Origin of the sequence: Lentzea sp. NPDC020367, assembly GCF_044387305.1 — a bacterium.
Lineage (GTDB): Bacteria > Actinomycetota > Actinomycetes > Mycobacteriales > Pseudonocardiaceae > Lentzea.
In genome coordinates this window covers 1-24,813 of the sequence record NZ_JBIRVV010000019.1, presented here as the reverse complement: position 1 = coordinate 24,813, position 24,813 = coordinate 1, and the positions used below count along the sequence as shown (strand labels likewise).

Sequence of the window (24,813 nt, the reverse complement as noted above, 5' to 3'; positions counted from 1 at the left end):
ATCGTGGCACGCGGTAGTAGGGTCCGTCGGGTGGCGCGGGTGACTGGCATCGGCGGGGTTTTCCTGCGTTCAAGGGACCCTGTGCGTTTGGCGGCCTGGTACCGCGACAACCTGGGCGTGCCGATGAGCGAGAAGGGCACCGTCACCTTCCACTGGCTCGACACGGCGACGAACGAGTTCCCGGGCACCACGACGATGGCGTTGTTCGCCCAGGACACGCCCTACATCGGCGAACCCCACCAGCGCACGATGCTGAACCTGCGCGTGGACGACCTGGTGTCGTTGATGGCGAAGCTGAAGGCGCGCGGCGTCGAGGTGCTGCCCGACACCGAGGACTCGGAGTTCGGCCGGTTCGGGTGGTGCGTCGACCCCGAGGGCAACCGGATCGAGCTGTGGGAGCCCGCGGAGGGAATGTGACCGTGTTCGACGAGGCCGTGCGGGCCCTGCGCGAGTGGCAGCACGACGACCTGCCGTTCCAGCTGCATCCGGGAGATCTGGGCTGGTACCGGCGTTTCGGCAACCAGGAGGCGAACGCGGCGGTCCGGATCTGGCGCGCTGACGGGCAGATCGTCGCCGTCGGGCTGCTGGACGGCGCCGACCTGCTGCGGTTCACGATCGCGCCGGACGCCCGGCAGGACGAGGAACTGGCGCGGCGCCTGGCCGACGACGTCTGCGCTCCCGAACGCGGTGTCCTTCCCGCCGGGACGGTGTACGTCGAGTCCCCGCGGGGCACGCGGTTCCAGGAGCTGATGTTCGAGCGCGGCTGGCAGTCCGACGAGCCGTGGACGCCGCTGCGCCTTCGTCTCGGCGCCCAGCTGCTGGATCCCGATGTGTCGATCGAGGTCATCGGACATGACCAGGCCGATGTGCACGCGGCCGTGATCCGCGCGTCGTTCGAGAAGTCGACGTTCACCGAGGAACGCTGGCACGCGATGGCGGTCGGCTCGCCGTACGCCGACGCCCGGAGCCTGGTCGCGTTGGACCGGGGCGTCGCGGTGGCGGCGATCACCGTCTGGTCGGCTGGTCCTGGCAGGCCCGGGTTGATCGAACCGATGGGCGTGCACCGCGACCACCGCGGCAAGGGGTTCGGCACGGCGATCACCATCGCCGGAGCGGCGGCGTTGCGCGAACTCGGCTCGTCGAGCGCGCTCGTCTGCACGCCGAGCTCGAACGTCGGCGCCGTCGCCACCTATCGGGCAGCCGGTTTCGAAGCACTGCCCGAGGTGCACGACCAGCGCCGGGACTAGAGCAGCTCCAGCACGAACGGGAGTTCCTGCGCCGCGTACCAGGCCAGTTCGTGGTCCTCGGCGCTGCCCAGGGCGAACTCCGCGTCCGGGTCGCCGAGGTCGGCGGCGTCGATGACGTCCGCGGCCGCGCGCACGTCCTGCTCGGCCTCCGCGGTGTCGAGGTGGACGGCGGCGACGTCCTTCATCGTGAACGAACCCCCGACCTTCACGACCGAGAAGTCGAGGTCCGGACGCAGCGTCACGTCGTCCATGTCCACCGCGAGCACCGCACGACGCGGCTCCGCCTTCTCGTCGGCGGCCAGCAGCCGCAGGGAAGCCCGTGCGGCGTCGAGCATGGCCGCGTACTCCAGCTCCTCCGTGTCGCCCGCCGCGTAGGACTCGCGCAGCGCCGGCGTCAGCGCGAAGGCCGTGCCGGTGACCGGAGCCAGTTCGCCGCTGTCGACGAACGCGCGCAGCATCGGCACCGTCGCCGGGATGTAGACCCTCATGCGCTCGCCGTCCCCATCAGTTCCTCCACCGACTCCTCGACCATGGTCGCGAGAACGTCCACATCGGACATGGCGTCGCGGTCGCCGTTCAACCCGAAGTAAACACCGCCGTCGTACGACGTCACCCCGATGGCCAGCGCCTGGTTCTTGGCGAGCGGGACGACCGGGAAGATCTCGGTCATTCTCGCGCCTGCCGCGTACAGGGGAACCTGCGGGCCGGGAACGTTGGTGACGATCACGTTGAACAGCCGGCGGCTGAACGAACTGGCGGCGCGTGCGCCGAGTGCGTGCAGCGTAGGCGGTGCGAAGCCGGAGACCTTCACCAGCGCGTCGGCGGCGACGGACTGGCCGGACTCCTGGTGCGCGCGCATCGCGTGGCTCACGTGGTGCAGGCGCACGACCGGGTTCGGTTCGCCGACCGGCAGATCGACCAGGTAGGCGCTCACGTTGTTGCCCGAGTCCGGGTCGGCCTCGCGGACGGACAGCGGCGCCATCGCACGGATCGTGGTGCTGCCGGTGACGTTCTCGCCACGGCTGAGCAGCCAGTTGCGCAGGGCCCCGCTCAGCGCCGCGAGCACCACGTCGTTGACCGTGCCGCCGTGCTGCTTGCGGATGGCGCGCAGGTCGTCGAGCTGGGCGCGGGCGACGGCGAACCGGCGCTGCGGCGAGGTGATCCGGACGTTCAGCGGACTGCCGGACGCGGGCGTCGCGACGGTGCGGACGGCACTCGCGAGCACGCCGAACGCGTTGAAGACCTTCTCGACCGTGTTGACGGTGTCGAGAGCCGCGCTGCGGACGTTCTCCACGAGCTCGCCGGGGCGCTGCACGATGTCGGTGACGGCGTCGGCCACGAGCTGCAGCGAGCTGGGCTCCGGCTGCGGCATCCAGAGGTTCTCGACGTTCGTGCGCGGCGTCGGCGACACGTCCAGCATGACCTGGCCGATCTCCAGCGACGCGATGCCGTCGATCATGGCCTGGTGGGTCTTGGTGATGACCGCGGTCTGGTTCTTCTCCAGGCCCTCGACCAGGTAGATCTCCCACAGCGGGCGGGAGTGGTCGAGCGGGCGCGACATCAGGCGCGCGACCAGGTCGTCGAGCTGCGTCTCGTTGCCCGGCTTGGGCAGCGCGGACCGGCGCACGTGGTAGGTGACGTCGAAGTCCGGGTCGTCCACCCATACGGGGCGCGCGATGCGTCCAGGGACCTGCACGACCTTCTGCCGGTAGCGCGGCACGAGGCTGAGGCGTTGCTCGATGAGGTCGACGAGCTTGTCGTAGTCGAAACCGGCCTTGGGCCGGCGGAACACCGCCACGCCGCCGACGTGCATCGGCGTCGTGGAGTCCTCCAGGTACAGGAACGAGGCGTCCAGCGCTGACAGTCGGTCCGGCATACGACCTAGCCTAGTGGCGTTCGCGGTCCATCAACTTCTGAAGCGCGGCACGTTCGCGCGGATCACGGTCGTGCCGCTCCAGCCGGATGCGCGCGGCCTCCGGGATCGCGTTCTTCGCCTCCGGGTCCACGTTGGCCATGAACGACCGCAGGAACCGCCAGCGCGTGACCTTCATGACCGGTGCGAGGTGGGCGACGGCGAGCGAGACCCAGCTCAGCGCGACGTCGAGCCTGCGGTCACCCTTGGTCGCACTCGCCCAGTCCAGGACGACGGGCCCTTCCGGGCCGAGCACGACGTTGCCGGGGTGCAGGTCGAGGTGCAGAAGGTTGCCCTCGCCGCTCAGGAAGTCCGGTGCCGGGATGACGTCGAGGCGGTGGTGCAGGTCCGCGAGCTCCGCGCCGAGGCTGCCCGCGAGCCACGGCTTGCGGCCGATCTCCTCGGACATCCGCGGGCCGGGCACGTACTGCATCACGAGTTCGTCGGCGGTGGCGTCGTGCACGCGCGGCACGGGGATGCCGAAGCCGCTCAGGTACGACATCATCTCGGCCTCGCGCCGCAGGTCACGGCCAGTGCGCGTGCGTTTGACGAGCAGCCCGTCCGACCGGATGAACACATCCGAGTCCTGACCGCTCGCGAGATGTTGACGTTGCGCGACGCTGCGCATACCTGCCGTCATGTGACGATCATCATCGATATGATCCGAAACACAAGGGCCGAACGGCTCTAGTGGAGCTCTTCACCCGTTTGAGCCCCGTGTGCCGGGCTCTGGCACTCTCTTCCAGTGGAGATCTCGCCCAAGGACCGCTTCGTCACCGTCTACGGCCGCAAGCCAGTGCTGGAAGCGCTGGACGACCCGGCGCTCACGGTGGACAAGGTGGTGCTCGCCGACACGGCCCGAGGCGCGGCCGCGCACGAGATCATCGACGCGGCCCGCACGCGTGGGGTCCAGGTGCAGCGGGCGACCGCTCAGCGCGTGAAGGTGCTGGCCGGCAACGGCAAGCAGGACCAGGGCGTGCTCGCCGACGTCGTGGCGCCGCGCATGAAGCCGTTGGCGCTGGCACTCGAAGAGGGCGGGCTGAAGTCCGTGCTGGTGCTGGACGGCATCACCACGCCCGCGAACGTCGGCATGATCCTGCGCACCGCGACCGCCGCGGGCATCGACGGCATCGTGGTGCCGCGCCGGGGCGTCGCCTCGATCGACCCGCTCGTGGTGAAGGCCTCCGCCGGAGTGGCTTTCCGCGCGCCCGTGCTGCGCTGCGGCACCTCGGCGGAGGCCTCGGCTTTGTTGCGCGCGTCCGGCTTTCCGCTTTACGCGCTGGATTCCCACGCGTCCGACACGATTTATTCCGCCTCTTTTTCGTCGCGCTCCGCATTCGTGCTCGGCAGCGAAACGTCCGGAATCACCGACGACGTGCGTCCACACATCACGTCGTGGCTCTCGATTCCGATGGCGGCGGGCGTGGAATCCCTGAATGTCGCGTCAGCGGCGGCCGTGCTCTGCTTCGAACTCGTGCGCCGGGCCCAGTGACCCGCTCAGAGCCAGTCGACGTGGTACCCGTTGACCCGCGGGTAGCCCAGCAGTGACGTGCAGGCCGCGACCGACGGCTCGCCCCTGACCCGGCCGATCGTCCCGTACTGGTCCCAGACGCCCAGGCCGTTCGTGCAGTGCGCGACGGCCCGGAAGCGGCCCGGCCTGCCCTCGTCGCAGAAGACCTCGACGGTGCGCCCGTCTCGCAGGTAATCCTCGTAGCAACCGCGTTCCTGCGCCTGCGCGGGTGATGCAATTGCCGTGGCTGCAATGGCGACTGCAACACAAGCGACAATTCTTCGCATTTTCTCCCCTAAGCATTCCGACTGCTGACCAAATCGACGGTAGTGCGTTGCCGAATATGGGGCAATGCGCTGCGGGGTGAACCCTCAATCGCGGAGCGCGATCGCTAGCAGGATTTCCAGCTCCTCGAGGGTGGACCGTGTCGACCGATGGTGGACGCCGACCATGCCCGCCTCGGCGGCACCGTGGATGTTGACCGCGAGGTCGTCCACGAAGACGCACTCTTCCGGCTGGAGACCCAGCTTCCGGGCTGTGAGCAGGTAGATCTCGACGTCCGGCTTCGCGAGCCCGACCTCACCGGAGACGATCGCGGCGTCGAACAGGCCGGTGTAGACGGTCGGCGGATGCCACCAGCCGTCCGCGTTGGACAGCAGCGCGGTCTTGAGGCCGTGCGCCTTCGCTTTGCGCAGCGCGGTGAGCAGCGGAGGTTCGGCGGGGTTGTCCTCGCCGGGGTCGGTCAGGACGCCGCCGTAGTCGAGCACCAGGGCTTTCAGCACCTTGAGACGGTACCCACTTTCGGGTGCCCGGTGTCCTGAAGTCGTTGTCGGCGCGCCAGGTTCGGCATGCCCCCAGTTGTTCGTCGCCTGCCCGCCTACGAGCCTCCGGTCGGAGTCTCCGGTGGCTTCGTGATTCCCCGGCCGCGGCCCAAGCCCGTCTGGGTGCCGGTGCCGGAACCGCCCTCGCCCGCCTTCGACGCCTCCCGGCTCGTCGCGGTCGTGCTCGAGGTGCTGGACGGGCGGCGTGCCACCCGGCTGCTGCGGGAGGTGGCGGTGCCCGCGCTGGCCGCACGGCTGGGCGGGCTGGTTCGTCCTCGGACCACGCGGATGGTTCGCGCGCCCAGGATCTGCCATCCGTCCCGGTTCGCGGCCGAGGTCTCGGTGACCGTGCGCAGGGAGGGGCGGGTGCTGGCCGTGGCGGGCCGGGCCGAGCACCGGGACGGGAGGTGGCGGTTCACCTCGTTCACGGTGCTGGAGTGAGGGTCCGGAAAGCCGCGTGGGCCGTGTCCCCTGAGGAACACGGCCCACGCGGTGGTGGTGCGGTCAGCGCTTGCGCTGGTTCTTCGCGGCCTGACGGGCCGCCTCGCGGCGCTCCTTGCGGGTGCCGCCCTGCTGGCCGGCCGCGCCGTTCGCCTCGGCGTGCTCTTCGACGCCGCCGTCCTCGGCAGGGCCGCTGTAGTTCAGGTTCTGCTGGCCGGGGCCACCGAGACCCTTGCCGCGCAGGGCGGGCGGGATCGCGTTGCCACTGGCCAGCTGGGCCATGGCCGGACCGGCGGGAGCCTCGGGCTCCCGCTGCGCCTGCGCCTGTGCGGCCGCCGCGGCGCGGGCACGAGCGCGGGCACCGCCGCCACCGCCGTTGCCGGAGACCTGCGGGAGAGCCTGCGGGGCCGCACCCAGGGCCACGGGGACCTGGGGCTCGGCGACGGGTTCCGGCTCTGCCGCCTCGACCTGGAGGTTGAACAGGAAGCCGACGGTCTCCTCGCGCAACGCGTCGAGCATCGCGTTGAACATCTCGAAGCCCTCGCGCTGGTACTCGATGAGGGGGTCGCGCTGCGCCATCGCGCGCAGGCCGATGCCCTCCTTCAAGTAGTCCATCTCGTACAGGTGCTCACGCCACTTGCGGTCCAGGACGGACAGCAGGACGCGACGCTCCAGTTCGCGGATGGCGCCTTCGCCGACCCGGCTGTCGATGTCGGCCTCGCGGGCGCGGTAGGCGTTCATCGCGTCCTCGACGAGGAGGTCGCGCAGGTACTCGCGCGTCACGTCCTCATCGGACTCGAGGATCTCCTTCGCGTCCAGCGAGACCGGGTAGAGGGTCTTGAGGGCGGTCCAGAGCTTCTCGAAGTCCCAGTCCTCGGCGTACCCGTCGGCGGTGGCGCCGTTGACGTACTCCTCGACGACGCTCACGATCATGTGCTCGACCTGGTCACGCAGGTCCTCACCGGCGAGAACGCGGTGGCGCTCGGCGTAGATCACCGTGCGCTGGCGGTTCATGACCTCGTCGTACTTGAGGACGTTCTTGCGGATCTCGAAGTTCTGCTGCTCGACCTGGGTCTGCGCGCTGCGGATCGCGCGGGTGACCATCTTGTGCTCGATCGGCACGTCGTCCGGCACGTTCAGGCGCGTCATGACCATCTCGACCATGGACGCGTTGAAGCGGCGCATCAGTTCGTCCTGCAGGGACAGGTAGAAGCGCGACTCACCGGGGTCGCCCTGACGGCCGGTGCGGCCGCGGAGCTGGTTGTCGATGCGGCGCGACTCGTGGCGCTCGGTGCCGAGCACGTAGAGACCGCCGGCCTCGCGGACCTCGTCGGCCTCGGCCTTGCCCTGGGTCGTCAGTTCCTCGACGACCTTGGCCCACTCGGCCTCGTACTCCTCCGGCGTCTCCACCGGGTCGAGGCCGCGGTCGCGCAGCTCGTGGTCGGCGATGATGTCCGGGTTGCCGCCCAGCACGATGTCCGTACCGCGACCGGCCATGTTCGTCGCGACGGTGACGGCGCCCTTGCGGCCCGCCTTCGCGATGATCAGCGCCTCGCGGTCGTGGTGCTTCGCGTTCAGCACCTCGTGCGGGATGCCCTTGCGCACCAGCAGCTTCGACAGGTACTCGGAGCGCTCGACGCTCGTCGTGCCGATCAGGACCGGCTGGCCGTTCTCGTGCTTCTCGGCGATGTCGTCGGCGACGGCCTCGAACTTCGCCTCCTCGCTCTTGTAGACGAGGTCGGGCTGGTCCTTGCGCTGCGGCGGGCGGTTCGTCGGGATCGGGACGACGCCCAGCTTGTAGGTCTGGTGGAACTCGGCCGCCTCGGTCTCGGCGGTACCGGTCATGCCGCCGAGCTTCTCGTAGAGGCGGAAGTAGTTCTGCAGCGTGATCGTGGCGAGGGTCTGGTTCTCCGCCTTGATCTCGACGTTCTCCTTGGCCTCGATGGCCTGGTGCATGCCCTCGTTGTAACGGCGACCGGAGAGCACACGACCCGTGAACTCGTCGACGATCATGACTTCACCGTTGCGGAGGATGTAGTCCTTGTCGCGGTTGTAGAGCTCCTTCGCCTTGAGGGCGTTGTTCAGGTAGCCCACCAACGGCGTGTTCGCCGCCTCGTACAGGTTCTCGATGCCGAGCTGGTCCTCGATGAACTCCACACCGAGCTCGGTGACGGCGACCGTGCGCTTCTTCTCGTCGTACTGGTAGTGGAACGACTTCGACTTCTCCTCGATGACCTCGATGCGGTCCTTCTGGGAGAGCTGGGTGACGTCGATGCCGCGCATCCGCGGGGCCAGCCGCGCGAACTCCGTGTACCAGCGGGCCGACTGCTCGGCGGGGCCGGAGATGATCAGCGGCGTGCGGGCCTCGTCGATGAGGATCGAGTCGACCTCGTCGACGATCGCGAAGTAGTGGCCGCGCTGCACGCACTCGTCCAGGCTCCACGCCATGTTGTCGCGCAGGTAGTCGAAGCCGAACTCGTTGTTCGTGCCGTAGGTGATGTCCGAGTTGTACGACGCGCGCCGCTGCTCCGGAGTCATCTCGGAGAGGATCGCGCCGACGGACATGCCCAGGAAGCGGTGAACGCGGCCCATCCAGTCCGCGTCGCGCTTGGCCAGGTAGTCGTTCGTGGTGATGACGTGGACGCCCTTGCCGGCGATGGCGTTGAGGTAGACGGGCATGACCGAGGTCAGCGTCTTGCCCTCACCCGTGCGCATCTCGGAGATCTGACCGAGGTGCAGCGCCGCGCCACCCATGAGCTGAACGTCGTAGGGGCGCTGGCCGAGGGTGCGCTTCGCGGCCTCACGGGCCACGGCGAACGTCTCCGGCAGCAGCTCGTCCAGCGACTCGCCCTCGGCGTAGCGCTTCCGGAACTCCTCGGTCTTGCCCCGCAACTCGGCGTCGGAGAGGTCCACCACCTCGTCTTCCAGGTGGTTGATGTGCTGTGCGATGTTGCGGAGGCGCTTGAGCATCTTGCCCTCGCCGGAGCGGAGCAGTCGGGACAGCACCATCTGGATAGACCTCATCACCTGTATCGCGGCGCGCCCACGTCGGACGCCTTTCCCCTGCCCATCGTAGGCAAGTCGCCAAGATGTGTGCACGGACACAGGCGGATTGACTGGCCCGACCTGTTCTGCGCAGGTCAGGTGCCGTTTCGGCGATCTTCCCAAGCCACCTGTCGCCGGTGCCCCCACCTCGGCTACTGATGTGGAGAACGCATGAGGGCGGCGTAAAGGTTCCTGGTCCGGCGTATTTCACCTTGACGTTGACTTCTCCCTGCCCCGAAAGACGGAGATTCCCACCCGCCTCGTGGCGGAGAGCGTTCAACCGCTGTGCCTCGCGACACGGACTTCCTGTTTCGTCGCCGACAGCGGCAGGGAGGGCCCTCGCCGTCTGACATCAGCTCCGCAGGCATCGCCGGGGGTACCCCGGACCACGGCTAGACCAGCCGCAAGGATGTTCTTCGCCGCATTGACGTCCCGGTCGTGCCGGGTGCGACAACCCGGACACGTCCAGTGCCGGGTGGACAGGGCCAGATCCGCCAGCCGCCGGCCGCAGGTGGAGCAGGTCTTGCTCGACGGAAACCAGCGGTCGATCACGGCCAGTGTGCGGCCCGCGCGGTCGCACTTGTACTCCAACTGCCGCCGGAACTCACCCCAGCTCGCGTCCGAGATCGCGCGGGCGAGGTGGCGACTGCGGACCATCCCCGCGACGTTGAGATCTTCGATCGCGATCGTTTGCGCCGAGCGAACCAACGCCGTGGTTGTGCGGTGCAGGAAGTCACGCCGCGCGTTGCGGACCTTGCGGTGAGCGCGAGCGACCTTGAGCTTGGCCTTGCGGCGATTTCGGCTCCCTGGCCTGCATCGGGCCAGCCGTCGCTGGTAGCGAGCCAGGTTCCGCGCCTTGCGAGCCAGGTGCCGCGGGTTGGCGATCCGCTCCCCACTGCTGGTCACCAGGAGGTGGGTCAACCCGAGATCCACACCGACGGCATTGGACGTGGTGTCGAGCGGCGCGGTTGCCGTGACGTCGACGGCGAACGTCACGTACCAACGGCCGTCGGGCTCACGGGAGATCACAACCATCGTGGGATCCAACGTCAGGAGGCCGGCCTCGTCGAACGACCACACGAACCTCAGAGGCTCGGTGGTCCTGGCGAGAGTCAACACTCCGTCGCGCACCCGAAACGCCGAACGCGTGTAGTGCGCGCTCTGGCGACTCGCTCGCGTCTTGAACCTCGGATATCGCGCACGTCCGGCGAAGAAGTTCCGAAACGCCGTGTGCTGGTGACGCAGCGTCTGCTGCAACGGCACAGACGACACCTCGGACAGAAACCCGAGTTCCTCAGACCGCTTCCAACCGGTCAGCGCGGCGTCGGTTTCGCGATACGAGGTGCGGACGCCCTCGACGCGGTAGCGGTGACCCCGCTCGGCCAGGGTCTTGTTCCACACCAGACGCACGCACCCGAACGTGCGGTTGAGAAGCTCAACCTGGTCGGGAGTCGGGTAAGCCCGACACTTGTACGCCGTTCGCACAACCCCGACCGTAGCGGGGATTCCGACTGCCAAAAGGGGCCGAGATCCGCACCGCCCGGAGTGACCGGCGAGAACCACAGACGCACGCCGCCGCCCCGCACGCGAGGGGTGCGGGGCGGCGGCGGTTCGAAGGAACGGGGTGGGCGGTCAGGCCAGCCTGATCACGCCGTAGTCGAATCCCTTCCGGCGGTAGACGACACTCGGGCGTCCGCACTCGGTGTCGGCGAACAGGTAGAAGTCGTGTCCGACCAGTTCCATCTCGTAGAGGGCCTGGTCGACGGTCATCGGTTTGGCGGCGTGCTCCTTCTCGCGTACGACGCGTCCGGGCAACTTGTCATCGAGGCCGTCGTCCCAACGCTGCGTGGGCACTTCCGCCATGCCCTCGTAGTCGGCCTCGGGTGCGTCGAGCACCGCGGTCTTGGCGCGGCGCGACGTCATGCTTTCGCCGGCGGACTGGTCAGCCAGTCCGCTTGTCGCTTCGGCCACCGAGATCGGGGCGCGGGCCCCGTGGTGGACGCGCCTGCGGTCGTGTGACCGACGCAGACGGTTCTCGAGCTTCGCGACCGCAGAATCGAGCGCGGCGTAGAAGTCACCCGCGCAGGCTTCGGAACGGACCACTGGTCCACGTCCCTTGCCGGTGATTTCGACCCGCTGGCAGTTCTTCGACTGGCGGCGGTTCGGTTCGTGGAAAAGCTCCACGTCGAAGCGGATGACCTTGCGGTCGTAGCGCTCAAGCCGGGCCAGCTTTTCGGCGACGTGAACCCTGTAGTGCTCGGGCACCTCGACGTTGCGGCCCTTAACGACGATGTCCATACACGACCTCCCTCGCTTTGCTGCGAGCTATGGCTGGACTGCTTTAAAGCGCCGTGGCGATCTTGGATCGCAGATGTGTCGCAGAGGGTCGTCTCCCTCAGCTCTCACGGCGCCAGGATCATGGGCTGTTCGCCTCCTCCCCGCGGGCCGGGAACGCTGATAGCGGTGCACGTTAGCTTGGGATTCACCGTCGCGTAAGCCCCCTTGCCGGGGGAACGACGAGATTTTTCGGTGACTACGCAGCGCGACGACAGTGCGTTGCCAAGCGTTTCCCGAGCGTGCTCCGAACCAAACCCGACCGCATCTCGCTCACCCGAACGGCGCACAGCCGGACCGGCACTCGACGGCAGTCTCGCTGCGTCGAACGGGTCCAGTCGCGGCCTCATACCCAGCCAACGGGCGACCCCCGCGTCATGTTCCCGAAACCTGGAAGAGATCGATTCCGAACCACTCCGTGGACGCCTGCCGCACTTCTTCCAAGCGAACTGAGGGGCCCCGATACCCGATCACGGGCCAGTCACGCCCGGCTGAACGGCGGATTTCGCCCAATGCCGGACAAGGCAGTCGATCACCATCGCGACGGGACGTACCGGCATTCCAATGAATAACCGCTGGTCAGCTCCATACGTGAATAATCGTTAACTAACGGCGGGTGTGGCGGGCCCGTCTCGGGGTCGCCAGGGGAGGTGACCGCCGCCGCGCTCGAGGCCTTGATCAACGCCGCGAGGTGCGGACTCCTCAGTTCTGAAACGTCCGCTCAACAGAGGTTGGGACAAACGGGGCGAAACGAGTTACAAGATCTTGGGACGTCGTCACAGAACGCGCGCCGAGCTGGGGGTTTTCGTCCGCCACGACCGTGCCGGAGATCGACATCGCCACCGCAACTTCACCCTTGTGGGCGGTGCCGAAAGTCCCCGCCGACCCCGTTCCGGATCTCATTTCGCGGTTCCCCGGTCCCAGCCGCGATTTTCTGTCAGACCCCGCCGCCATCCTGATCCCATGACAGCTCTCGATCTGCTCCTGCCGATGGCCTGCTCCGGCTGCGGCCGCCCCGGCACCCCTTGCTGCGTCACGTGCCTCGACGGCTTCGGCCCGCCGACACGACTCCAGGTGCCCGGTGTGGGGCCGCCTGTGTGGACGCTGGCGGCCTATCACGGCACCGCGAGGGAACTGGTGCTCGCCTTCAAGGAACGCGGCGCACGGGCCCTTGCAGCGTGGTTCGGCGCCCTAGTGGCCGTCACCCTGACCGCGATCGGCCCTCCACCGTGGACGCTCATCCCCGCGCCCTCCCGCCGCAGCGCCGCACGGGACCGCGGCGGCGACCACATGCTCCGCATCGCCAGGGAGACGGACATCGCCACCGTCGCACCGGTCCTCCGCCTCGCGCCGGGCGTGGCCGATTCCGTGGGCCTGACCGCGATCGCACGCAGACGCAACCTCGCGGGCCGGGTGGAGGTCTGCGGTCCGTCGCCGCCGGGCACCACGGTGCTGCTGGACGACGTGATCACCACCGGCGCCACGGCGTCGGCTTGCGTACGCGCCTTGCGGCAGGCGGGCGTCCGCACGAACGCAGTCCTCGCGCTGACCTCGGCCCGGCCACCGCGGCCGAGCCAGTAGGGGCCACACGCCTCCGCAGGACTGGGCAACGCGCACGAACTCGTCACGGCAGCCCGGCCGGGGCAGTTCGTGCCGCGACAGCGCGGGCCGATCGAAGGGTAAGTCAATCGGGTCGGTCGACGACCCGACCTCAACAACCCGCTGTCGCCAGGCAGGCCACACCAATTCGCTGCCGCCAGTCCGACCGCATCGAGCAGCCCACGCCACCCCTGACCACGTCGCCCAACCTCGCCGACCCAGCCCAGCCGAATCTGATCGCCGTCAACGCGACCGCCGCCAACCTGACCGTGTCAGCTCGCCGGCTTCAGGCCCGACCACCTGATCCCGGCCGGCAACAGTCCGGCAACCTGACCCCAACCGGTGTCAGCCCAACCGCGCGAACCCGCAACCCTGCCCGGCTCAGCCCGGGTAGAACACCAGCGCGCCCGACGGCACCCGGATCGCGCTCGACTTCCACACATCGGTGATGTCCGATGCCGACCACAGCCCGGAAGGGTCGATCACCTGCACCTGACGCGCCGCGGCCGCCGCCACCGAACCCACCGGCACGGTGAGGTTCGACTGGCTGTAGCGGTCCATCTTGTAGCCGTCGCTGTAGACCTTCGTGACCGGCCAAGCGGGCAGCGAGGAGGAGACCACCAGCACGTCCTGGGAGAGCCAGTCGATCGACTGCACGGACCCGTCCAGGATCGACGGCTGCAGTTGCCGGGGTGAGCGCAGGGCCACGTCCTGGTTGTTGCGCACCACCGACGCGATGTAGAGCTTGCCGGCGATCACCAGCGCGGCCCTCGTGCCGTCGCGGGAGAGGCGCAGTTCGCTGATCGAGCCGAACGGCACGATGTCGGTGATGTTGACGCCCTTGGCGGTCCAGCTGCCGTTGTCGGAGCGGGTCACGCGGGCCACCGAGGTGCCGTCGACGGCCGTCCAGACCTCGGTGCCCTGGCCGGTCGAGAGCTGCCAGGTCGGTCTGGAGAGCGTGGTCGCGCGCTGGTCCACTTCGGACAGGTCCTGTTCCAGCTCGCCCACGCGCAGACGCATTCCGCCGCCCGCACGCGACACGACGGCCAGCCGTGAGCCGTCGAGGGACTGTGCGGCCGACACGGCGCCATAAGCACCCGCGCCGGCGGGGCCCTTGATCGGGTTGCCGTCGGTGAGGGAGCGGATCGCCCCGTCCGTCACGAGCATGCCCTGGAGGTTCGCGTTCAGCGCCAGCAACTCCTCACCCGCGGTCGCCGACACGTCGGACGGCCGGTAGTCGCGCTGGTCCGGCAGGATCTGCTGGCCGTCGACGAGCACGCGCACCCGCGACGAGGTGACACCCGAGTACGACTTCACGACCTGCGCCACGATCTGCTTGCGCTTCTCCGGCGTCAGGTCCTTGCCCACGTTGGTGAGGTTCACCTCCAACGCGCCGTCGTCGGACTCCTTGGTGTCCGAGAACTTCTCGGTCTCCGTGCCGAGCGCGCTCACCAGCGTGTCGCGCACCGCGTCACCGGGGCCCGCGATCAGCAGCTCGGTCACGCGCGTCGGGATGCTCGTCGCCGGCGGGATCACGACGTAGCGCGGATCCGGCACCAGCACGGTGAACTCGGGGTTGTAGAAGTACAGCGTCACCCGGCGGTAGGTGGTGTTGAACAGGTTCTGCGGCATGTAGACGCCGAGCGGCGGCTCGGAGATCCGCCACTGGTTGTCGTTGGTGCGCTCGACCTTCACCGGGATGCGGAACTCGCCGAGCTGCGGCACGAACGCGTTGTCGCTGCCCAGCCGGCCGACGTAGTTGCCCTGCAGGAGAACGGTCTGCGTCTTGTCCTGCGGCGCCTGCGAGGTCGGCACGGTGGAGAAGCCGGTCTCGATGATCGTGGGGTTCTTGGTGTCCCAGTTCTTGTTGGCCTCGGGCGTCATGAACGCACGGGCCGCCGCGTAGTCGCTGTCCGGGTTCGCCGTCGCGTTCAAGAAGTCGCGCACGAGCATGAACGGGTCGATGTTCTGGCGCGGTTCGGGCGCGGCGGGGGTGTTGGACGCCTTGCTGTCCTTCGACCCGATCGGTTTCGGCTGGGTGTTCGTCGGGATCGCGGCGCACCCGGCCAGGGTCACGAGGACGAGCACCAGCAACGACAGCCGCTTCACCGCACTTCCTCCGAAACCTCGTCCGACGCCTTGTCCGCGGGAGTCCCGTCCACGGGCTCCGCGGGCTGCCAGGTGATCTCCTCGGGCCGCAGCTCGATCTCACCCGGCTCGTCGTCGGCGATCGGCTCCTCCACCACCAGGACGGGCTCCAGCTCGATCGCGGGCGCCAGCGGCAACGGGCTCTCGCGCAGTTCCTCGCCGTGCCTGCGGGGCAACGTCAACCGGAACACGGCACCGTGGCCGGGCTCGCCCCACGCCTCCAGCCAGCCGCCGTGCAGCCGGGCGTCCTCCAGCGAGATCGACAGACCGAGACCGGTGCCGCCGGTGCGGCGGTTGCGCGACGGGTCGGCGCGCCAGAAGCGGCTGAACACCAGGTCGGCCTCGCCCTGGCGCAGGCCGACGCCGTGGTCCCGCACGGTGATCGCGACGGCGTCGGCGTTGCCGCGCATGGTGAGTTCGACCGGCTGGCCCTCGCCGTGGTCGATGGCGTTCGCGAGCAGGTTGCGCAGAATCCGTTCCACGCGGCGGGAATCGAGCTCGGCGACGAGTTCGTCGTCCGGCAGGTCCAGCACCACCGGCGAACCGGCGCTCGTCGAGATCGCGCGCACCGAGTCGTGCGCCCGGCGCGCCAGCACGCGGATGTCGACCTGGTCGGCGGTGAGTTCCTCGACGCCTGCGTCCAGACGGGAGATCTCCAGCAGGTCGCCCAGCAGCGACTCGAACCGGTCGAGCTCGTCGACCAGGAGTTCGGTGGAACGGGCGAGCCCCGCGGGGAACTGTTCACGCGAGGCGTGCAGGACGTCCGCGGCCATGCGCACCGTCGTCAACGGCGTGCGCAACTCGTGCGAGACGTCCGAGGTGAACCGGCGCTGCAACTGGCCGAACTCCTCCAGCTGCTTGAACTGCGCCTGGATCGACTCGGCCATCTCGTTGAACGACTCGGCCAGGCGCGCCACGTCGTCCTCACCGACGACGTGCATGCGTTCGTGCAAGGTGCCGTCCGCGAACCGTTCCGCGACCTCGGCTGCCTGCCGCACCGGCCGCACCACCTGGCGCGTCACCAGGTTCGCGATGAGCGCGAGCAGGACCAGAAGGACGATGCCGCCGACCGCGAGCGTCGACTGCACGACCTCGGCCGTGCGCTGCTCCGCGGTCAGCGGGAAGATCAGGTACAGCTGCATCGACCGCGCGGACGTGCTGATCGGCAGGCCCACGACGAACAACGTGGTCTGCGCGCCGTCGCGCTGCACGGTGTGGATCTGGGTGCCGGAACCGCCGTCCTCGACCATCTCGCGCAGGCCGCGCGGCACGTCGTCGAGCTTGCCGACGGAAGGCACTCGCCCGGCGCCGGCGGAACCCAGCCCGTCGGCCAGAACCGGTTCGAACGCGCCGGCACCCGCCGTGGTGGCGTCCGTACCGGCGCCACCGACAGCGAGCTTGTTGATCGCGCTGGTGAACCGCGTCTGCACGCTGTCCGGCCCCGGATTCAGACCGACCAGATCGGACTGGATCAGGTTGCGCGAGGCCATGGCCTGGCGCACCGCGGCCTCGTCCTTGGTGTTCAGCAGCTGGTTGGTGATCTGCATCTGCAGAACCATTCCCAGCACGAACACCACGGCCGACGAGAGCGCGAGCGTCGACACGACGACGCGCAGCTGCAGCGAACGACGCCAGAGGTCACCAAACGCGGACCATCGCTTACGCGCTTCCTCGACGAGGAACTGCGCCTTCGCGATGGCCGGCCGAACGAACTTCATACGCCACCTGTCACGGAGGGCCGGCCTTGTACCCGACACCGCGGACAGTCAACACCACCTCGGGGTGTTCCGGGTCCCGTTCGACCTTGGAACGCAGCCGCTGCACGTGGACGTTCACCAGGCGCGTGTCGGCGGCGTGGCGGTAGCCCCACACCTGCTCGAGCAGCACCTCGCGGGTGAACACCTGGCGCGGCTTGCGGGCCAGCGCGACGAGGAGGTCGAACTCCAGCGGCGTGAGCTGGATCGGCCTGCCCTCGCGCAGCACCTCGTGGCCGGGGACGTCGATCGTGAGGTCGCCGATCTGCAGCACCTCGGACGGCTCGGCCTCGGTGCGCCGCAGGCGAGCCCGGATGCGGGCCACCAGCTCCTTGGGCTTGAACGGCTTGACGACGTAGTCGTCCGCGCCGGACTCGAGACCCAGCACCACGTCGACCGTGTCGCTCTTCGCCGTGAGCATCACGATCGGCACGCCCGACTCGGACCTGATCGCCTTGCAGACGTCGATGCCGTTCATTCCCGGCAACATCAGGTCGAGCAGCACGAGGTCGGGCTTGAGCTCGCGCAGCGCGGGCAGGGCACGGGCACCGTCGGCGACCACCGCGGTGTCGAAGCCCTCCCCGCGCAACACGATCGTCAGCATCTCCGCCAGGGCGGGGTCGTCATCGACGACGAGCACGCGTGCCTTCATGCTCAACATCGTCGCACTCCCGGTCGCACGTTCGCGCACCGCCCACGTTCCGTTGCTGCTGGTGGCGATGTGCGCTCGTTCGGTAACCGGCCGGAACTGTCGTTCCACGTACCCCACCTCGCCCCGTTTGACCTGTTCGTCGCGGGAGTATCCGCGCGAGGATCACCTTTTGTTACCAGGTGTTCTCAGGTTGTGCGAACGGCCGAAGCCAACCAGATGCGCGCGTCACCGACTTTTCGCGGGTCGGTGATCGCCGGCACCGCGCGGTCGTGCCGCGCGGCGAGGTCGACCTGGTGCGTCACGGTGGCGTGCCAGCCGTAGCCGCCGAGCCACTCGACGGGGTCCTCCACGTCGGAGTGCCAGCGGGCGTCCAGCGCGTCGAACCGCTGATGCACGGCCTTCATCTGCGGCAACTCGCGGAAGGCGCGGTTGACGTGTTCGAGCGCGAGCGTGCTGCCGCGGGCGGACATCGCGCTCACCCAGTACAGGATCTGCTCACCGGCGTCCGGCGGCAGAAACATGAAGAGGCCCTCCAGCAACCACGCCGTGGGCCTATTCGGGTCGAACCCGGCACGTATGAGCGCTGTCGCCCAGTCGTCCCGCAGGTCGCACGGCACGACGACGCGTTCGCACGCGGGCCGGGCGAGCTGGTCGCGCAGCGCGTCCTCCTTGAACTCGATCAGCTCGGGCAGATCGAGTTCGAAGAGTGTCGTGCCCGGCGGCCACCGCAGCCGGAACGCTCTTGTGTCGAGGCCCGCCGCCATGATCACCACCTGGGGAGCGGCCGAGGCGAGGAGCTCGTCGTCGAAGTACCGGGTGCGCAGGACGAAGTGATCGCCCGCGAGGGTGCGCACGCCGTTCAGGTCGCTCGCGGAGCCGGCGGCCTCCACGAGTCCTGCGGCCAGCGGGTCGTCGAAGAGCGGGCGGAGCTGACGTCGCTCGTTGGCGCGGGCGGCGGCGATCAGGACCGCCGTCCGGGCGACACCGACGGGTGGGCGCTGCAGGACACGCTTCAAATTGCAATCTCCTATGCACTCAGAGTGACGTACCGGACACTCGATCGTGTCAATCGGTACGCACGTGAGCGACCACTCAAGGAGTGAAGAGTGGTTCCAGAAGCGAATGAAAGTTCACGTTTGACCGCCCGTCGACCACTTGCCACGGGGCGAGCCAGCCGATGTTCGCCAATCCGTCGTAAACGACACCGCACCGGGCCTGCAGGGAGCCATCGGATTCGTAAATGTCGCGGGCCCGCGAGTCGTCGTCCTGTTCGCGCTTGGCCGCCCGCTCGGCCGCGACCTCGACGGGCACGCGCAGGAGCAGGTGGAGGTCGGGAACGGGGAGCCCGAAGCGGTCGATCTCCAACTCGCGCACCCACCGCACGAACTCGCCGTGCTCGTCCTGGTGCAGGCGCGCGGCGCTGTACGCGGCGCTCGACGCCACGTACCGGTCGAGCAACACGACGTCGTGCTCTTCGAGGTCCTTGCGGATCTGGTCGGCCGCACCGCGCCGATCCAGTGCGTAGAGGACAGCCATCCCGTAGACCGAGTCGCTGAGGTCGCCGAGCCGGCCGTAGAGGCCGTCGCGGACGAGGTCCGCGTGCACGCTCTGGCCGTAGCGCGGGAACGCGTGGCCGGCCACGGTCCTGCCCTGAGCGGCCAACGCCTCGGTCAATCCGTTGGCGAGAGTGCGCTTGCCGGCGCCGTCCAGACCTTCGATCACTACGAGCTTTCCCACGCCAAAACCCTAACGGGAGCGGTCCCAGCCACTCACACGGCCGCAGCACGTCCCCCACACGGGCGAAATCCGTGCTTTCGATCACCAGAACGAGTGACTACGGTGAACAGTCACACGGCGCGTGTGAAGGGTAGGTGCCGCGGTGGCCGCGGATTCCGGGCACGCCGGGTCGGTCGACGAACCGATCGGGCTCCCGACCGGGGGTTTACCGACCCCTCTCGCCGAGACGCTGCGCTACGGGCCGTTCCACCGCGCTTTGCGCGAGGCGATCGCCCACCGTGGCCTCTCGCTCGCACGGCTGCGTGCTCATCTTGAGCAACTGGGTGTCCAAGTGGGCCAGTCGACACTCTCGTACTGGCAACGCGGCCTGCGTCATCCCGAGGTACCTCGCGCCATCAGCACAGTGCGCGCGCTGGAGACCGTGCTGCGCCTGCCGCCATCGTCCTTGTTGGACCTCATCGGCCCGCGCAACGCGAACACCTACGCGCCGCGTCCTGTCGCGACCTGGCCGGAGCCCGCGCCGTTGCTCGCGACGTTCGACTCCGTACCGGAGGCGGCACGAGGCAACGCGGACCTCGAAGTGCTCTCCGTGCACGACACCGTCCAGATAGGCATGCACCGCGAGCAGCGCTCCATCACCACACGGCTGGTCGTGCGCGCGGTGCGGCAGGGACCGGACCGGTACCTGGCGATGCACCACGGCGACGAAGGCTCGTTGATCGAGAACGCGCTGGTGAGATCCGGCGAAGGCTGCCGGCAGGGGCGGCTGCGCCGGGAAAGCGCTTCCCGCAACCTCGCCGTGGAGATGCTGTTCGACCGGCGGCTTGCGGCGGGCGAGGAGCACGTCTTCAGCTTCACGATCGCCGACGACACCGGCAGCGCGACGCCGGGCCACCACCGGACGTTCCGCGACACGTGCGGCTCGTACCTCGTGCAGCTCTCGTTCCACCGACGAGCGATGCCCGCGCGCTGCATGAAGCAGTTCCTGGCCTCCGCCGACGCCACGCCGGTCGACGTCGACGAGCTCGTGTGCGGGCTCGGCGGCGTCGTCAGCGCGTACTTCGGCGACGTCGGGCCGGGAATCGCGGGCATCGCCGTCGAGTGGAGCTAGGGCGAGGAGAGCGAGGGGGCTAAAGACCGGCGGTCCGAGGACCAGACCGGTTCCGGATTTAGAAGGAAGCTCCCTCATGGCCTCGCTTTTGCCACGTTAGCAGCGAAGCGGGTCAGTCCGACAGAAGTTTTCCGAGTTCTGCCACGGTCGTGACGCTTCCGGTCTCGTCCTGCGTCAACCCGATGCGGATCGCAGGAGCGTCCTTTGTGGACCCCTTGCGCGCGAACAGATCCCGCAGGCGTGCCACGGTGAAGTACTTGCGCCGCAAAGCAGCCGCCGCGATCAGCTTCACGACGTCGCGGTTCTCCTCGACCCGGTTGCCCCACGACGAGCCGCGCAAGTAAAGGTGCAGCCAGGTGCCGAACCAGGAGTCACCCTCCCGTTCGAACATCACCGGCAGCGCGACCTTTCCCTTGCCACGCATGGAAGAACGCGCGTGAACCGTGCTCGGCTCGAACGGCTTGCCCATCTGGTCGAGGTCACGGCTCATGAACCCGAACATCGACTCGGCGACCTCGTCGAACCCCTCCCCCGAGTAGATGTTCACCTGCGGCACCACGTACTTCGCCTTCATCGCGTCGCGGTGCAGGTCGATGAACTCCGTCGCGCCGTCCGAGGCGTCCGTGAGGTCACCCGAGTAGTAGGCACCGGCCTGTTTGAGGTTCGTCCACGAGACCTGGCCCTTGTACTCGAAGTTCTCGTTCAGCAGCACCGCGGACAGGTCGTAGTCGGTCCGCTTGACGTGCTGCCGCCAGTGCACGAAGAACCGCAGCACGTCGCCGCCGAACCAGAGCTTCGACCCGCGCGGAAGCACGCCGAAGCCTTCCTCGGTACCGGAAACCGGCACCACGACGTCGAGCACCTCGTCGTCCACGGCCAGTTCGGAGTACTCCGGCAGCCTGCGGATCAGCTCGTTCTCGACCACCTCGACGATCGCCCCGACGGCCTGCGGATCGAGCGCCTCGCGGTCGTCGTCGGCGATCCACACCCTGCGGGCACGACTGGCGAAGACCCGCGCGGTGTCCGGCGTCGTGCGGTTCGACAGGTGCTCCAGCACCGAGATGAGGACCCTGCTCGACACCTCGGGCACGGCGACTTCAACGTGCTCGGCGAGGTTCTCCGCACCGTGCCGGAGCAGCCTGTCGAGCTGCCGCAACAACATGCCCGGCGCCTTGGCCAGAACGCCGATGGCACGCTCGGTGTCGTTCTCGGCGAACGCCATCTCGACCTGCCCGGCGAACGACCGCGCGACCTTCTCCCCACGCGCCACCGCGAACACGTCCTGCGCGCGCTCGAACGGGTACTCGTGCGGGTGCAACCGCTCGCCAAGACGCTTCCACGCCTCACGGTTGGCGTTGACGTCACCGAGCTTGCTCTCCGCCACCTCGTTCAACGCGCCGAGCAACGCCCTGCGCTCAGGCCGGCGAAACGACCGAAAGCGCGTCGCTTCCTTGAGCGTGACGTCTCCCCCGGACGCCTCCGCCGCAAGGCGCAGCACGTCGGTGACGGTGTCGACGTCCCGGAGCGGCCGCTGCGCGACGAGCCGCGCGGCGTTGAGGATCGCGCGGTTCTCCCGAACAGGAACATCCACCTCGGCGTCGACACAGAGCACGGCCAACTCACCGAGCAACGCCCTGTCGTTCTCCGCCAACGGAATCGGGCTCGAGGCGAGTTCCTCGAACAGGCGCCGCACCTCGTCGTCGAGCGTCCCACCGAGGTGCACGAGCGTGATGCGGTCCTTCAACGACGGGATCAACTCGTCGTGCGCCCGCAGCATCTCCTCGTACGAGTGCTGGACCCGGCCGTACTTCGGCAGGTCGAGAAGGTTGGACGTCGGCGCGACGCCCTGCTCCAACGCGTCCCGCAGACACTCCCACCAGAACGCGAGGGTGTCCGGCACGTTGTGCGGGAACTCCTTGAAGTACGGGTTGTGCTGCCCGCGCGCACCGATGAGCTCCTTGACCGCGCGCACGATCTCCGCAGCGAAGTCCTCGGCCTCGGCAAGCCCGCCGACGTGCTCCAGCAGCTCCCGCGAAGCCTTGAAACCCGAACTGATCAGCGCGGCGTCCAACTGCCTCGCGACCGCGGCACCGTCACCCGGCGCACCGTCCGAGGCCGGCACGCGCAGGGTCTTCTTGATGATGGTCGTCCGCACCACGTCAGTAAAACCCGCACGTCAACCGAGTTCCAGCAGCACTTTCCCGTACTGCGCCCGGTCGAACCGGAACGGCCCGAACGCGCTGTAGTCGCGCCCCTTGCGCCGGGGCCGGCTCCAGTTGCGGCTTCTTGCCGGGTTGGAACGGCTTGGCGCCCAGGTAGTCCTGGGAGAGGCCGCCGTACATCTCGCCGGCGGGTTCCATGTCTTCGATCGTCTCGAAGATGTCGACCCACTCGGTGTTCACGGTCGAAGCGCAATTCCACCCGTTTGGGCACGCTGTTGTTTTTCCTCCATCGCCTAACGTCGATTCTCATGAACGGCGATCCGTCCACTCCATACAGCCGTGACCTGGGCGATGAACTGCGTCAGGTGCGCGAGCGCTTCACGACCTTCCGCGCCCGCCGGATCGCCCGAATGCTCGGGTGGGACCCCGGCAAGGTCTCGAACATCGAGCACGGCAAGGTGCGCGCCACCGAGATCGACATCATCCAGTACCTGGGGCGGTGCGGACGTCCCCAGAACTTCATCGAGGACTTCCTGAACCGCTACCGATCCGCTTTCAACCCCTATTTCGTGCAGGTGCCCGACAACCTGCGCACGATGTCGATGGCCGAGTCGTCGGCGGACAAGATCACCAGCTACGACCTAACGTCCATACCCGGCCTTGTGCAGTCGGAGGAGTACGCGGCCGCGCTGTTCGAGGCACGCCTGGCCGCTCCGGACGTGATCGAGAGGAACGTCCGCTTCCGCACGGAGCGGCAGGCGATCCTCCGGCGGCACGACCGCCCGCAGTGCACCTTCTACATCCACGAGCACGCGCTGAGGTTCAAGGTCGGCAGCGACGAGATCATGGAGGACCAGCTCATGCGGCTGCTCTTCCACACACACGTCATCCGGATCGTGCCCGCGGCGATTGGCATGTCAGGAGTCTTCGCGGCCAACTACGTGCTGTGGGAGTGGGAGAAGCGCGGCAGCACGGCCTACACGGAGTCGGATCTCGCGCAGGTGTTCGTGCAGGACCTGGCCGGGATCAAGCACTGCAAGCTGATCTTCGCGCACCTGGATGCGCTCGCGCTCGATGAGGAACAATCGCGGTCGATGGTGGCGGATCTCGCCAGCCGATCGCGGGAGGACCTCAGTGGCCGGAAACTGCACCTGGCGTAAGAGCAGCTACAGCGGTGGCACCGACGGGAGCAACTGCGTCGAGGTGGCGTTCACCCACGCTGTGCGCGTGCGTGACTCCAAGAACACCGCAGGCCCCGAGCTGAAGTTCAGCGTCGAGGCCTGGCAGGCGTTCATCCGCTGAGCCCGTCGGGCAACGGCAGATCCAGCGCAGCGAGGAACCGCCGAGTCTTGACCTCGACGAACACCTCCCCGTCGTCGATCTCGTCGACATCCTCCGACTCGTCCCACTCGAACCCGTTCGGATCCTCGTCCTCGGCGAGGAACGCCAGGAGCTCAGCCTGCTTGGCCGGAGCGTCCCCGGAGTTCGACAGCGCCCACCACGCGGCCAGTCCGGCGGCCTCGCGCAGGACGTCGGTCGGGTCGGACGCGTTGGGGTTCTCGAAGTAGGTGCGCGGCGTCAGTCCCAGGTAGGCGACGCCGGCGCCAGGTCCGGCCGGGGCGTAGACGACCGAGGTGATGTCGCTGTCGTGGATGTCGATCCACAGGAACGGCTCCGCGAGCGGCGGCAGCTCGCCCTCGGACAGCGTCTTCCACGAACCGTGCTCGTAGGCGTAGGTGCCGAAGAATCCCACTACTGCTCCTGGTCCACGTGCGGCGACTTGATCGCCTGAATTATGGAAGACGCCTCGGCTCGTGCCGCTGCGGCTTCCTCGCTCGCCCTCTGCCGGTCTGCGGGAAGCGGGAGAACGCCAGCCAGTGACTCCAGCGCCACCGCCATGTTGATGCGCCACTCCGCGTACTGCCGCGTGGTGGACGGGCCCTGCGGCCGGCAGGCGCGGACCGCGCGCATCTCGTTCAACGCGGACTTCAGTTCGGCGGAGATCGCCATGCGACTTCTTCCGGAAAGCGAAAGGGGCGCCCCTGGCCGGAGCGCCCCTCACAAGCAGCGATCAGTAGCGGTAGTGGTCCGCCTTGAACGGGCCCTCGACGTCCACGTCGATGTACTCGGCCTGGTCCTTGGTGAGCTTGGTCAGCTCGCCGCCCAGTGCCTCGAGGTGGATGCGCGCGACCTTCTCGTCCAGCACCTTCGGGAGGCGGTAGACCTCGTTGTCGTACTCCTTGAACTTGGTGAACAGCTCGATCTGCGCGATCACCTGGTTGGAGAAGGAGTTCGACATGACGAACGACGGGTGGCCCGTCGCGTTGCCCAGGTTCATCA

26 protein-coding genes are annotated in these 24,813 nt (G+C 68.3%); 8 read left to right on the top strand and 18 right to left on the bottom strand.

Translation table 11 applies throughout. The annotated features are described in order from the left end of the window. The first annotated feature begins 3 nt into the window (after positions 1-3). Together ACH413_RS42355 and ACH413_RS42350 are read left to right on the top strand one after the other, a co-directional pair. Positions 4-417 (top strand): VOC family protein, encoded by a 414-nt coding sequence (locus ACH413_RS42355; RefSeq protein WP_330272610.1) that lies wholly within the window; start codon positions 4-6, stop codon positions 415-417. Next, on the top strand, positions 414-1,247 hold the full coding sequence (locus ACH413_RS42350) for a GNAT family N-acetyltransferase (RefSeq protein ID WP_360047222.1): 834 nt from the start codon (positions 414-416) through the stop codon (positions 1,245-1,247). The genes ACH413_RS42355 and ACH413_RS42350 overlap by 4 nt, the downstream gene beginning before the upstream one ends. Here ACH413_RS42350 and ACH413_RS42345 read toward each other — a convergent pair. From ACH413_RS42345 to ACH413_RS42335, 3 genes are read right to left on the bottom strand one after another with little or no spacing between them, the layout of a single operon-like run. Then, positions 1,244-1,735, bottom strand: coding sequence for a DUF6912 family protein (locus ACH413_RS42345; protein ID WP_360047221.1), 492 nt, complete (start codon positions 1,733-1,735; stop codon positions 1,244-1,246). The two genes, ACH413_RS42350 and ACH413_RS42345, sit on opposite strands and share 4 nt — an antisense overlap. Beyond that, complete coding sequence (locus tag ACH413_RS42340) at positions 1,732-3,123, bottom strand: wax ester/triacylglycerol synthase family O-acyltransferase (RefSeq protein WP_319975217.1); 1,392 nt, start codon at positions 3,121-3,123, stop codon at positions 1,732-1,734. Before ACH413_RS42340 ends, ACH413_RS42345 begins: the two co-directional genes overlap by 4 nt. 10 nt (positions 3,124-3,133) lie before the next feature. Then, complete coding sequence (locus ACH413_RS42335) at positions 3,134-3,799, bottom strand: phosphotransferase (RefSeq protein WP_360047220.1); 666 nt, start codon at positions 3,797-3,799, stop codon at positions 3,134-3,136. Between the two features lie 105 nt (positions 3,800-3,904). Between ACH413_RS42335 and ACH413_RS42330 the strand changes: the two genes are divergently transcribed. Continuing rightward, the gene (locus ACH413_RS42330; protein ID WP_360047219.1) at positions 3,905-4,651 is read left to right on the top strand and encodes an RNA methyltransferase; all 747 of its coding nucleotides are present in this window, start codon (positions 3,905-3,907) and stop codon (positions 4,649-4,651) included. A 5-nt stretch (positions 4,652-4,656) separates the two neighbouring features. Here the strand turns inward: ACH413_RS42330 and ACH413_RS42325 are convergent, their stop codons facing one another. Both ACH413_RS42325 and ACH413_RS42320 read right to left on the bottom strand, forming a co-directional pair. Next, on the bottom strand, positions 4,657-4,956 hold the full coding sequence (locus ACH413_RS42325; RefSeq protein WP_360047218.1) for a hypothetical protein: 300 nt from the start codon (positions 4,954-4,956) through the stop codon (positions 4,657-4,659). Between the two features lie 84 nt (positions 4,957-5,040). Beyond that, positions 5,041-5,451 carry an HAD-IA family hydrolase gene (locus ACH413_RS42320; protein WP_360047217.1) on the bottom strand — a complete coding sequence of 137 codons (411 nt, stop codon included), beginning with the start codon at positions 5,449-5,451 and terminating at the stop codon, positions 5,041-5,043. Between the two features lie 66 nt (positions 5,452-5,517). On the opposite strand from ACH413_RS42320, the gene ACH413_RS42315 reads away from it, so the two are divergent. After that, positions 5,518-5,931 (top strand): Rv3235 family protein, encoded by a 414-nt coding sequence (locus ACH413_RS42315; protein ID WP_360047216.1) that lies wholly within the window; start codon positions 5,518-5,520, stop codon positions 5,929-5,931. Between the two features lie 63 nt (positions 5,932-5,994). Here ACH413_RS42315 and secA read toward each other — a convergent pair whose 3' ends face one another. The 3 genes from secA to hpf all read right to left on the bottom strand — a co-directional run bounded on the left by secA (position 5,995) and on the right by hpf (position 11,274). Further along, positions 5,995-8,940 carry a preprotein translocase subunit SecA gene (secA, locus tag ACH413_RS42310; protein WP_360047215.1) on the bottom strand — a complete coding sequence of 982 codons (2,946 nt, stop codon included), beginning with the start codon at positions 8,938-8,940 and terminating at the stop codon, positions 5,995-5,997. Between the two features lie 312 nt (positions 8,941-9,252). After that, positions 9,253-10,461 carry an RNA-guided endonuclease TnpB family protein gene (locus tag ACH413_RS42305; RefSeq protein ID WP_360047214.1) on the bottom strand — a complete coding sequence of 403 codons (1,209 nt, stop codon included), beginning with the start codon at positions 10,459-10,461 and terminating at the stop codon, positions 9,253-9,255. Positions 10,462-10,608: 147 nt separating this feature from the next. Further along, positions 10,609-11,274, bottom strand: coding sequence for a ribosome hibernation-promoting factor, HPF/YfiA family (gene hpf / locus ACH413_RS42300; protein ID WP_360047213.1), 666 nt, complete (start codon positions 11,272-11,274; stop codon positions 10,609-10,611). Positions 11,275-12,273: 999 nt separating this feature from the next. On the opposite strand from hpf, the gene ACH413_RS42295 reads away from it, so the two are divergent. Then, positions 12,274-12,891: a phosphoribosyltransferase gene (locus ACH413_RS42295; protein ID WP_360047212.1), complete on the top strand. Its 618-nt coding sequence runs from the start codon at positions 12,274-12,276 to the stop codon at positions 12,889-12,891. Positions 12,892-13,290: 399 nt separating this feature from the next. On the opposite strand, the gene ACH413_RS42290 is transcribed toward ACH413_RS42295, so the two are convergent. From ACH413_RS42290 to ACH413_RS42270, 5 genes are all read right to left on the bottom strand, one after another. Further along, positions 13,291-15,018 carry an LpqB family beta-propeller domain-containing protein gene (locus ACH413_RS42290; RefSeq protein ID WP_360047211.1) on the bottom strand — a complete coding sequence of 576 codons (1,728 nt, stop codon included), beginning with the start codon at positions 15,016-15,018 and terminating at the stop codon, positions 13,291-13,293. After that, positions 15,015-16,775, bottom strand: a complete 1,761-nt coding sequence (gene mtrB / locus ACH413_RS42285) for an MtrAB system histidine kinase MtrB (protein WP_360047210.1) — start codon at positions 16,773-16,775, stop codon at positions 15,015-15,017. Before mtrB ends, ACH413_RS42290 begins: the two co-directional genes overlap by 4 nt. A gap of 10 nt (positions 16,776-16,785) precedes the next feature. Further along, the gene (mtrA, locus tag ACH413_RS42280) at positions 16,786-17,463 is read right to left on the bottom strand and encodes an MtrAB system response regulator MtrA (RefSeq protein ID WP_030471262.1); all 678 of its coding nucleotides are present in this window, start codon (positions 17,461-17,463) and stop codon (positions 16,786-16,788) included. Between the two features lie 185 nt (positions 17,464-17,648). Beyond that, positions 17,649-18,479 (bottom strand): SAM-dependent methyltransferase, encoded by an 831-nt coding sequence (locus ACH413_RS42275; RefSeq protein ID WP_360047209.1) that lies wholly within the window; start codon positions 18,477-18,479, stop codon positions 17,649-17,651. A gap of 76 nt (positions 18,480-18,555) precedes the next feature. Next, on the bottom strand, positions 18,556-19,200 hold the full coding sequence (locus tag ACH413_RS42270) for a dTMP kinase (RefSeq protein ID WP_360047208.1): 645 nt from the start codon (positions 19,198-19,200) through the stop codon (positions 18,556-18,558). A 142-nt stretch (positions 19,201-19,342) separates the two neighbouring features. Between ACH413_RS42270 and ACH413_RS42265 the strand changes: the two genes are divergently transcribed. Next, on the top strand, positions 19,343-20,311 hold the full coding sequence (locus tag ACH413_RS42265) for a hypothetical protein (RefSeq protein WP_360047207.1): 969 nt from the start codon (positions 19,343-19,345) through the stop codon (positions 20,309-20,311). A 112-nt stretch (positions 20,312-20,423) separates the two neighbouring features. Here ACH413_RS42265 and ACH413_RS42260 read toward each other — a convergent pair whose 3' ends face one another. Both ACH413_RS42260 and ACH413_RS42255 read right to left on the bottom strand, forming a co-directional pair. Then, complete coding sequence (locus tag ACH413_RS42260) at positions 20,424-22,466, bottom strand: hypothetical protein (RefSeq protein WP_360047206.1); 2,043 nt, start codon at positions 22,464-22,466, stop codon at positions 20,424-20,426. Between the two features lie 4 nt (positions 22,467-22,470). Further along, on the bottom strand, positions 22,471-22,713 hold the full coding sequence (locus ACH413_RS42255; RefSeq protein ID WP_360047205.1) for a hypothetical protein: 243 nt from the start codon (positions 22,711-22,713) through the stop codon (positions 22,471-22,473). Between the two features lie 68 nt (positions 22,714-22,781). Between ACH413_RS42255 and ACH413_RS42250 the strand changes: the two genes are divergently transcribed. Both ACH413_RS42250 and ACH413_RS42245 read left to right on the top strand, forming a co-directional pair. Continuing rightward, positions 22,782-23,633, top strand: a complete 852-nt coding sequence (locus ACH413_RS42250) for a helix-turn-helix transcriptional regulator (protein ID WP_360047204.1) — start codon at positions 22,782-22,784, stop codon at positions 23,631-23,633. Continuing rightward, on the top strand, positions 23,608-23,775 hold the full coding sequence (locus ACH413_RS42245) for a DUF397 domain-containing protein (protein WP_360047203.1): 168 nt from the start codon (positions 23,608-23,610) through the stop codon (positions 23,773-23,775). The genes ACH413_RS42250 and ACH413_RS42245 overlap by 26 nt, the downstream gene beginning before the upstream one ends. On the opposite strand, the gene ACH413_RS42240 is transcribed toward ACH413_RS42245, so the two are convergent. The 3 genes from ACH413_RS42240 to ACH413_RS42230 form a co-directional block, all read right to left on the bottom strand. Beyond that, positions 23,765-24,226 carry a hypothetical protein gene (locus ACH413_RS42240; RefSeq protein ID WP_360047202.1) on the bottom strand — a complete coding sequence of 154 codons (462 nt, stop codon included), beginning with the start codon at positions 24,224-24,226 and terminating at the stop codon, positions 23,765-23,767. The two genes, ACH413_RS42245 and ACH413_RS42240, sit on opposite strands and share 11 nt — an antisense overlap. Beyond that, a complete protein-coding gene (locus tag ACH413_RS42235; protein WP_360047201.1) occupies positions 24,226-24,483 on the bottom strand; it encodes a hypothetical protein in 258 nt (85 codons plus the stop codon). The genes ACH413_RS42240 and ACH413_RS42235 overlap by 1 nt, the downstream gene beginning before the upstream one ends. A gap of 61 nt (positions 24,484-24,544) precedes the next feature. Further along, positions 24,545-24,813 (bottom strand): adenosylhomocysteinase (locus tag ACH413_RS42230; RefSeq protein WP_396425843.1); only part of this gene is annotated, 269 nt, incomplete at its 5' end.

Excerpts from the sequence above, each read along its gene's own strand:
- ACH413_RS42345 (WP_360047221.1), bottom strand. The coding sequence starts at position 1,735 with ATGAGGGTCTACATCCCGGCGACGGTGCCGATGCTGCGCGCGTTCGTC.
- ACH413_RS42340 (WP_319975217.1), bottom strand. The coding sequence starts at position 3,123 with ATGCCGGACCGACTGTCAGCGCTGGACGCCTCGTTCCTGTACCTGGAG.
- ACH413_RS42335 (WP_360047220.1), bottom strand. The coding sequence starts at position 3,799 with ATGACGGCAGGTATGCGCAGCGTCGCGCAACGTCAACATCTCGCGAGC.
- ACH413_RS42325 (WP_360047218.1), bottom strand. The coding sequence starts at position 4,956 with ATGCGAAGAATTGTCGCTTGTGTTGCAGTCGCCATTGCAGCCACGGCA.
- ACH413_RS42315 (WP_360047216.1), top strand. The coding sequence starts at position 5,518 with ATGCCCCCAGTTGTTCGTCGCCTGCCCGCCTACGAGCCTCCGGTCGGA.
- secA (WP_360047215.1), bottom strand. The coding sequence starts at position 8,940 with ATGGTGCTGTCCCGACTGCTCCGCTCCGGCGAGGGCAAGATGCTCAAG.
- hpf (WP_360047213.1), bottom strand. The coding sequence starts at position 11,274 with ATGGACATCGTCGTTAAGGGCCGCAACGTCGAGGTGCCCGAGCACTAC.
- ACH413_RS42295 (WP_360047212.1), top strand. The coding sequence starts at position 12,274 with ATGACAGCTCTCGATCTGCTCCTGCCGATGGCCTGCTCCGGCTGCGGC.
- mtrB (WP_360047210.1), bottom strand. The coding sequence starts at position 16,775 with ATGAAGTTCGTTCGGCCGGCCATCGCGAAGGCGCAGTTCCTCGTCGAG.
- mtrA (WP_030471262.1), bottom strand. The coding sequence starts at position 17,463 with ATGAAGGCACGCGTGCTCGTCGTCGATGACGACCCCGCCCTGGCGGAG.
- ACH413_RS42250 (WP_360047204.1), top strand. The coding sequence starts at position 22,782 with ATGAACGGCGATCCGTCCACTCCATACAGCCGTGACCTGGGCGATGAA.
- ACH413_RS42235 (WP_360047201.1), bottom strand. The coding sequence starts at position 24,483 with ATGGCGATCTCCGCCGAACTGAAGTCCGCGTTGAACGAGATGCGCGCG.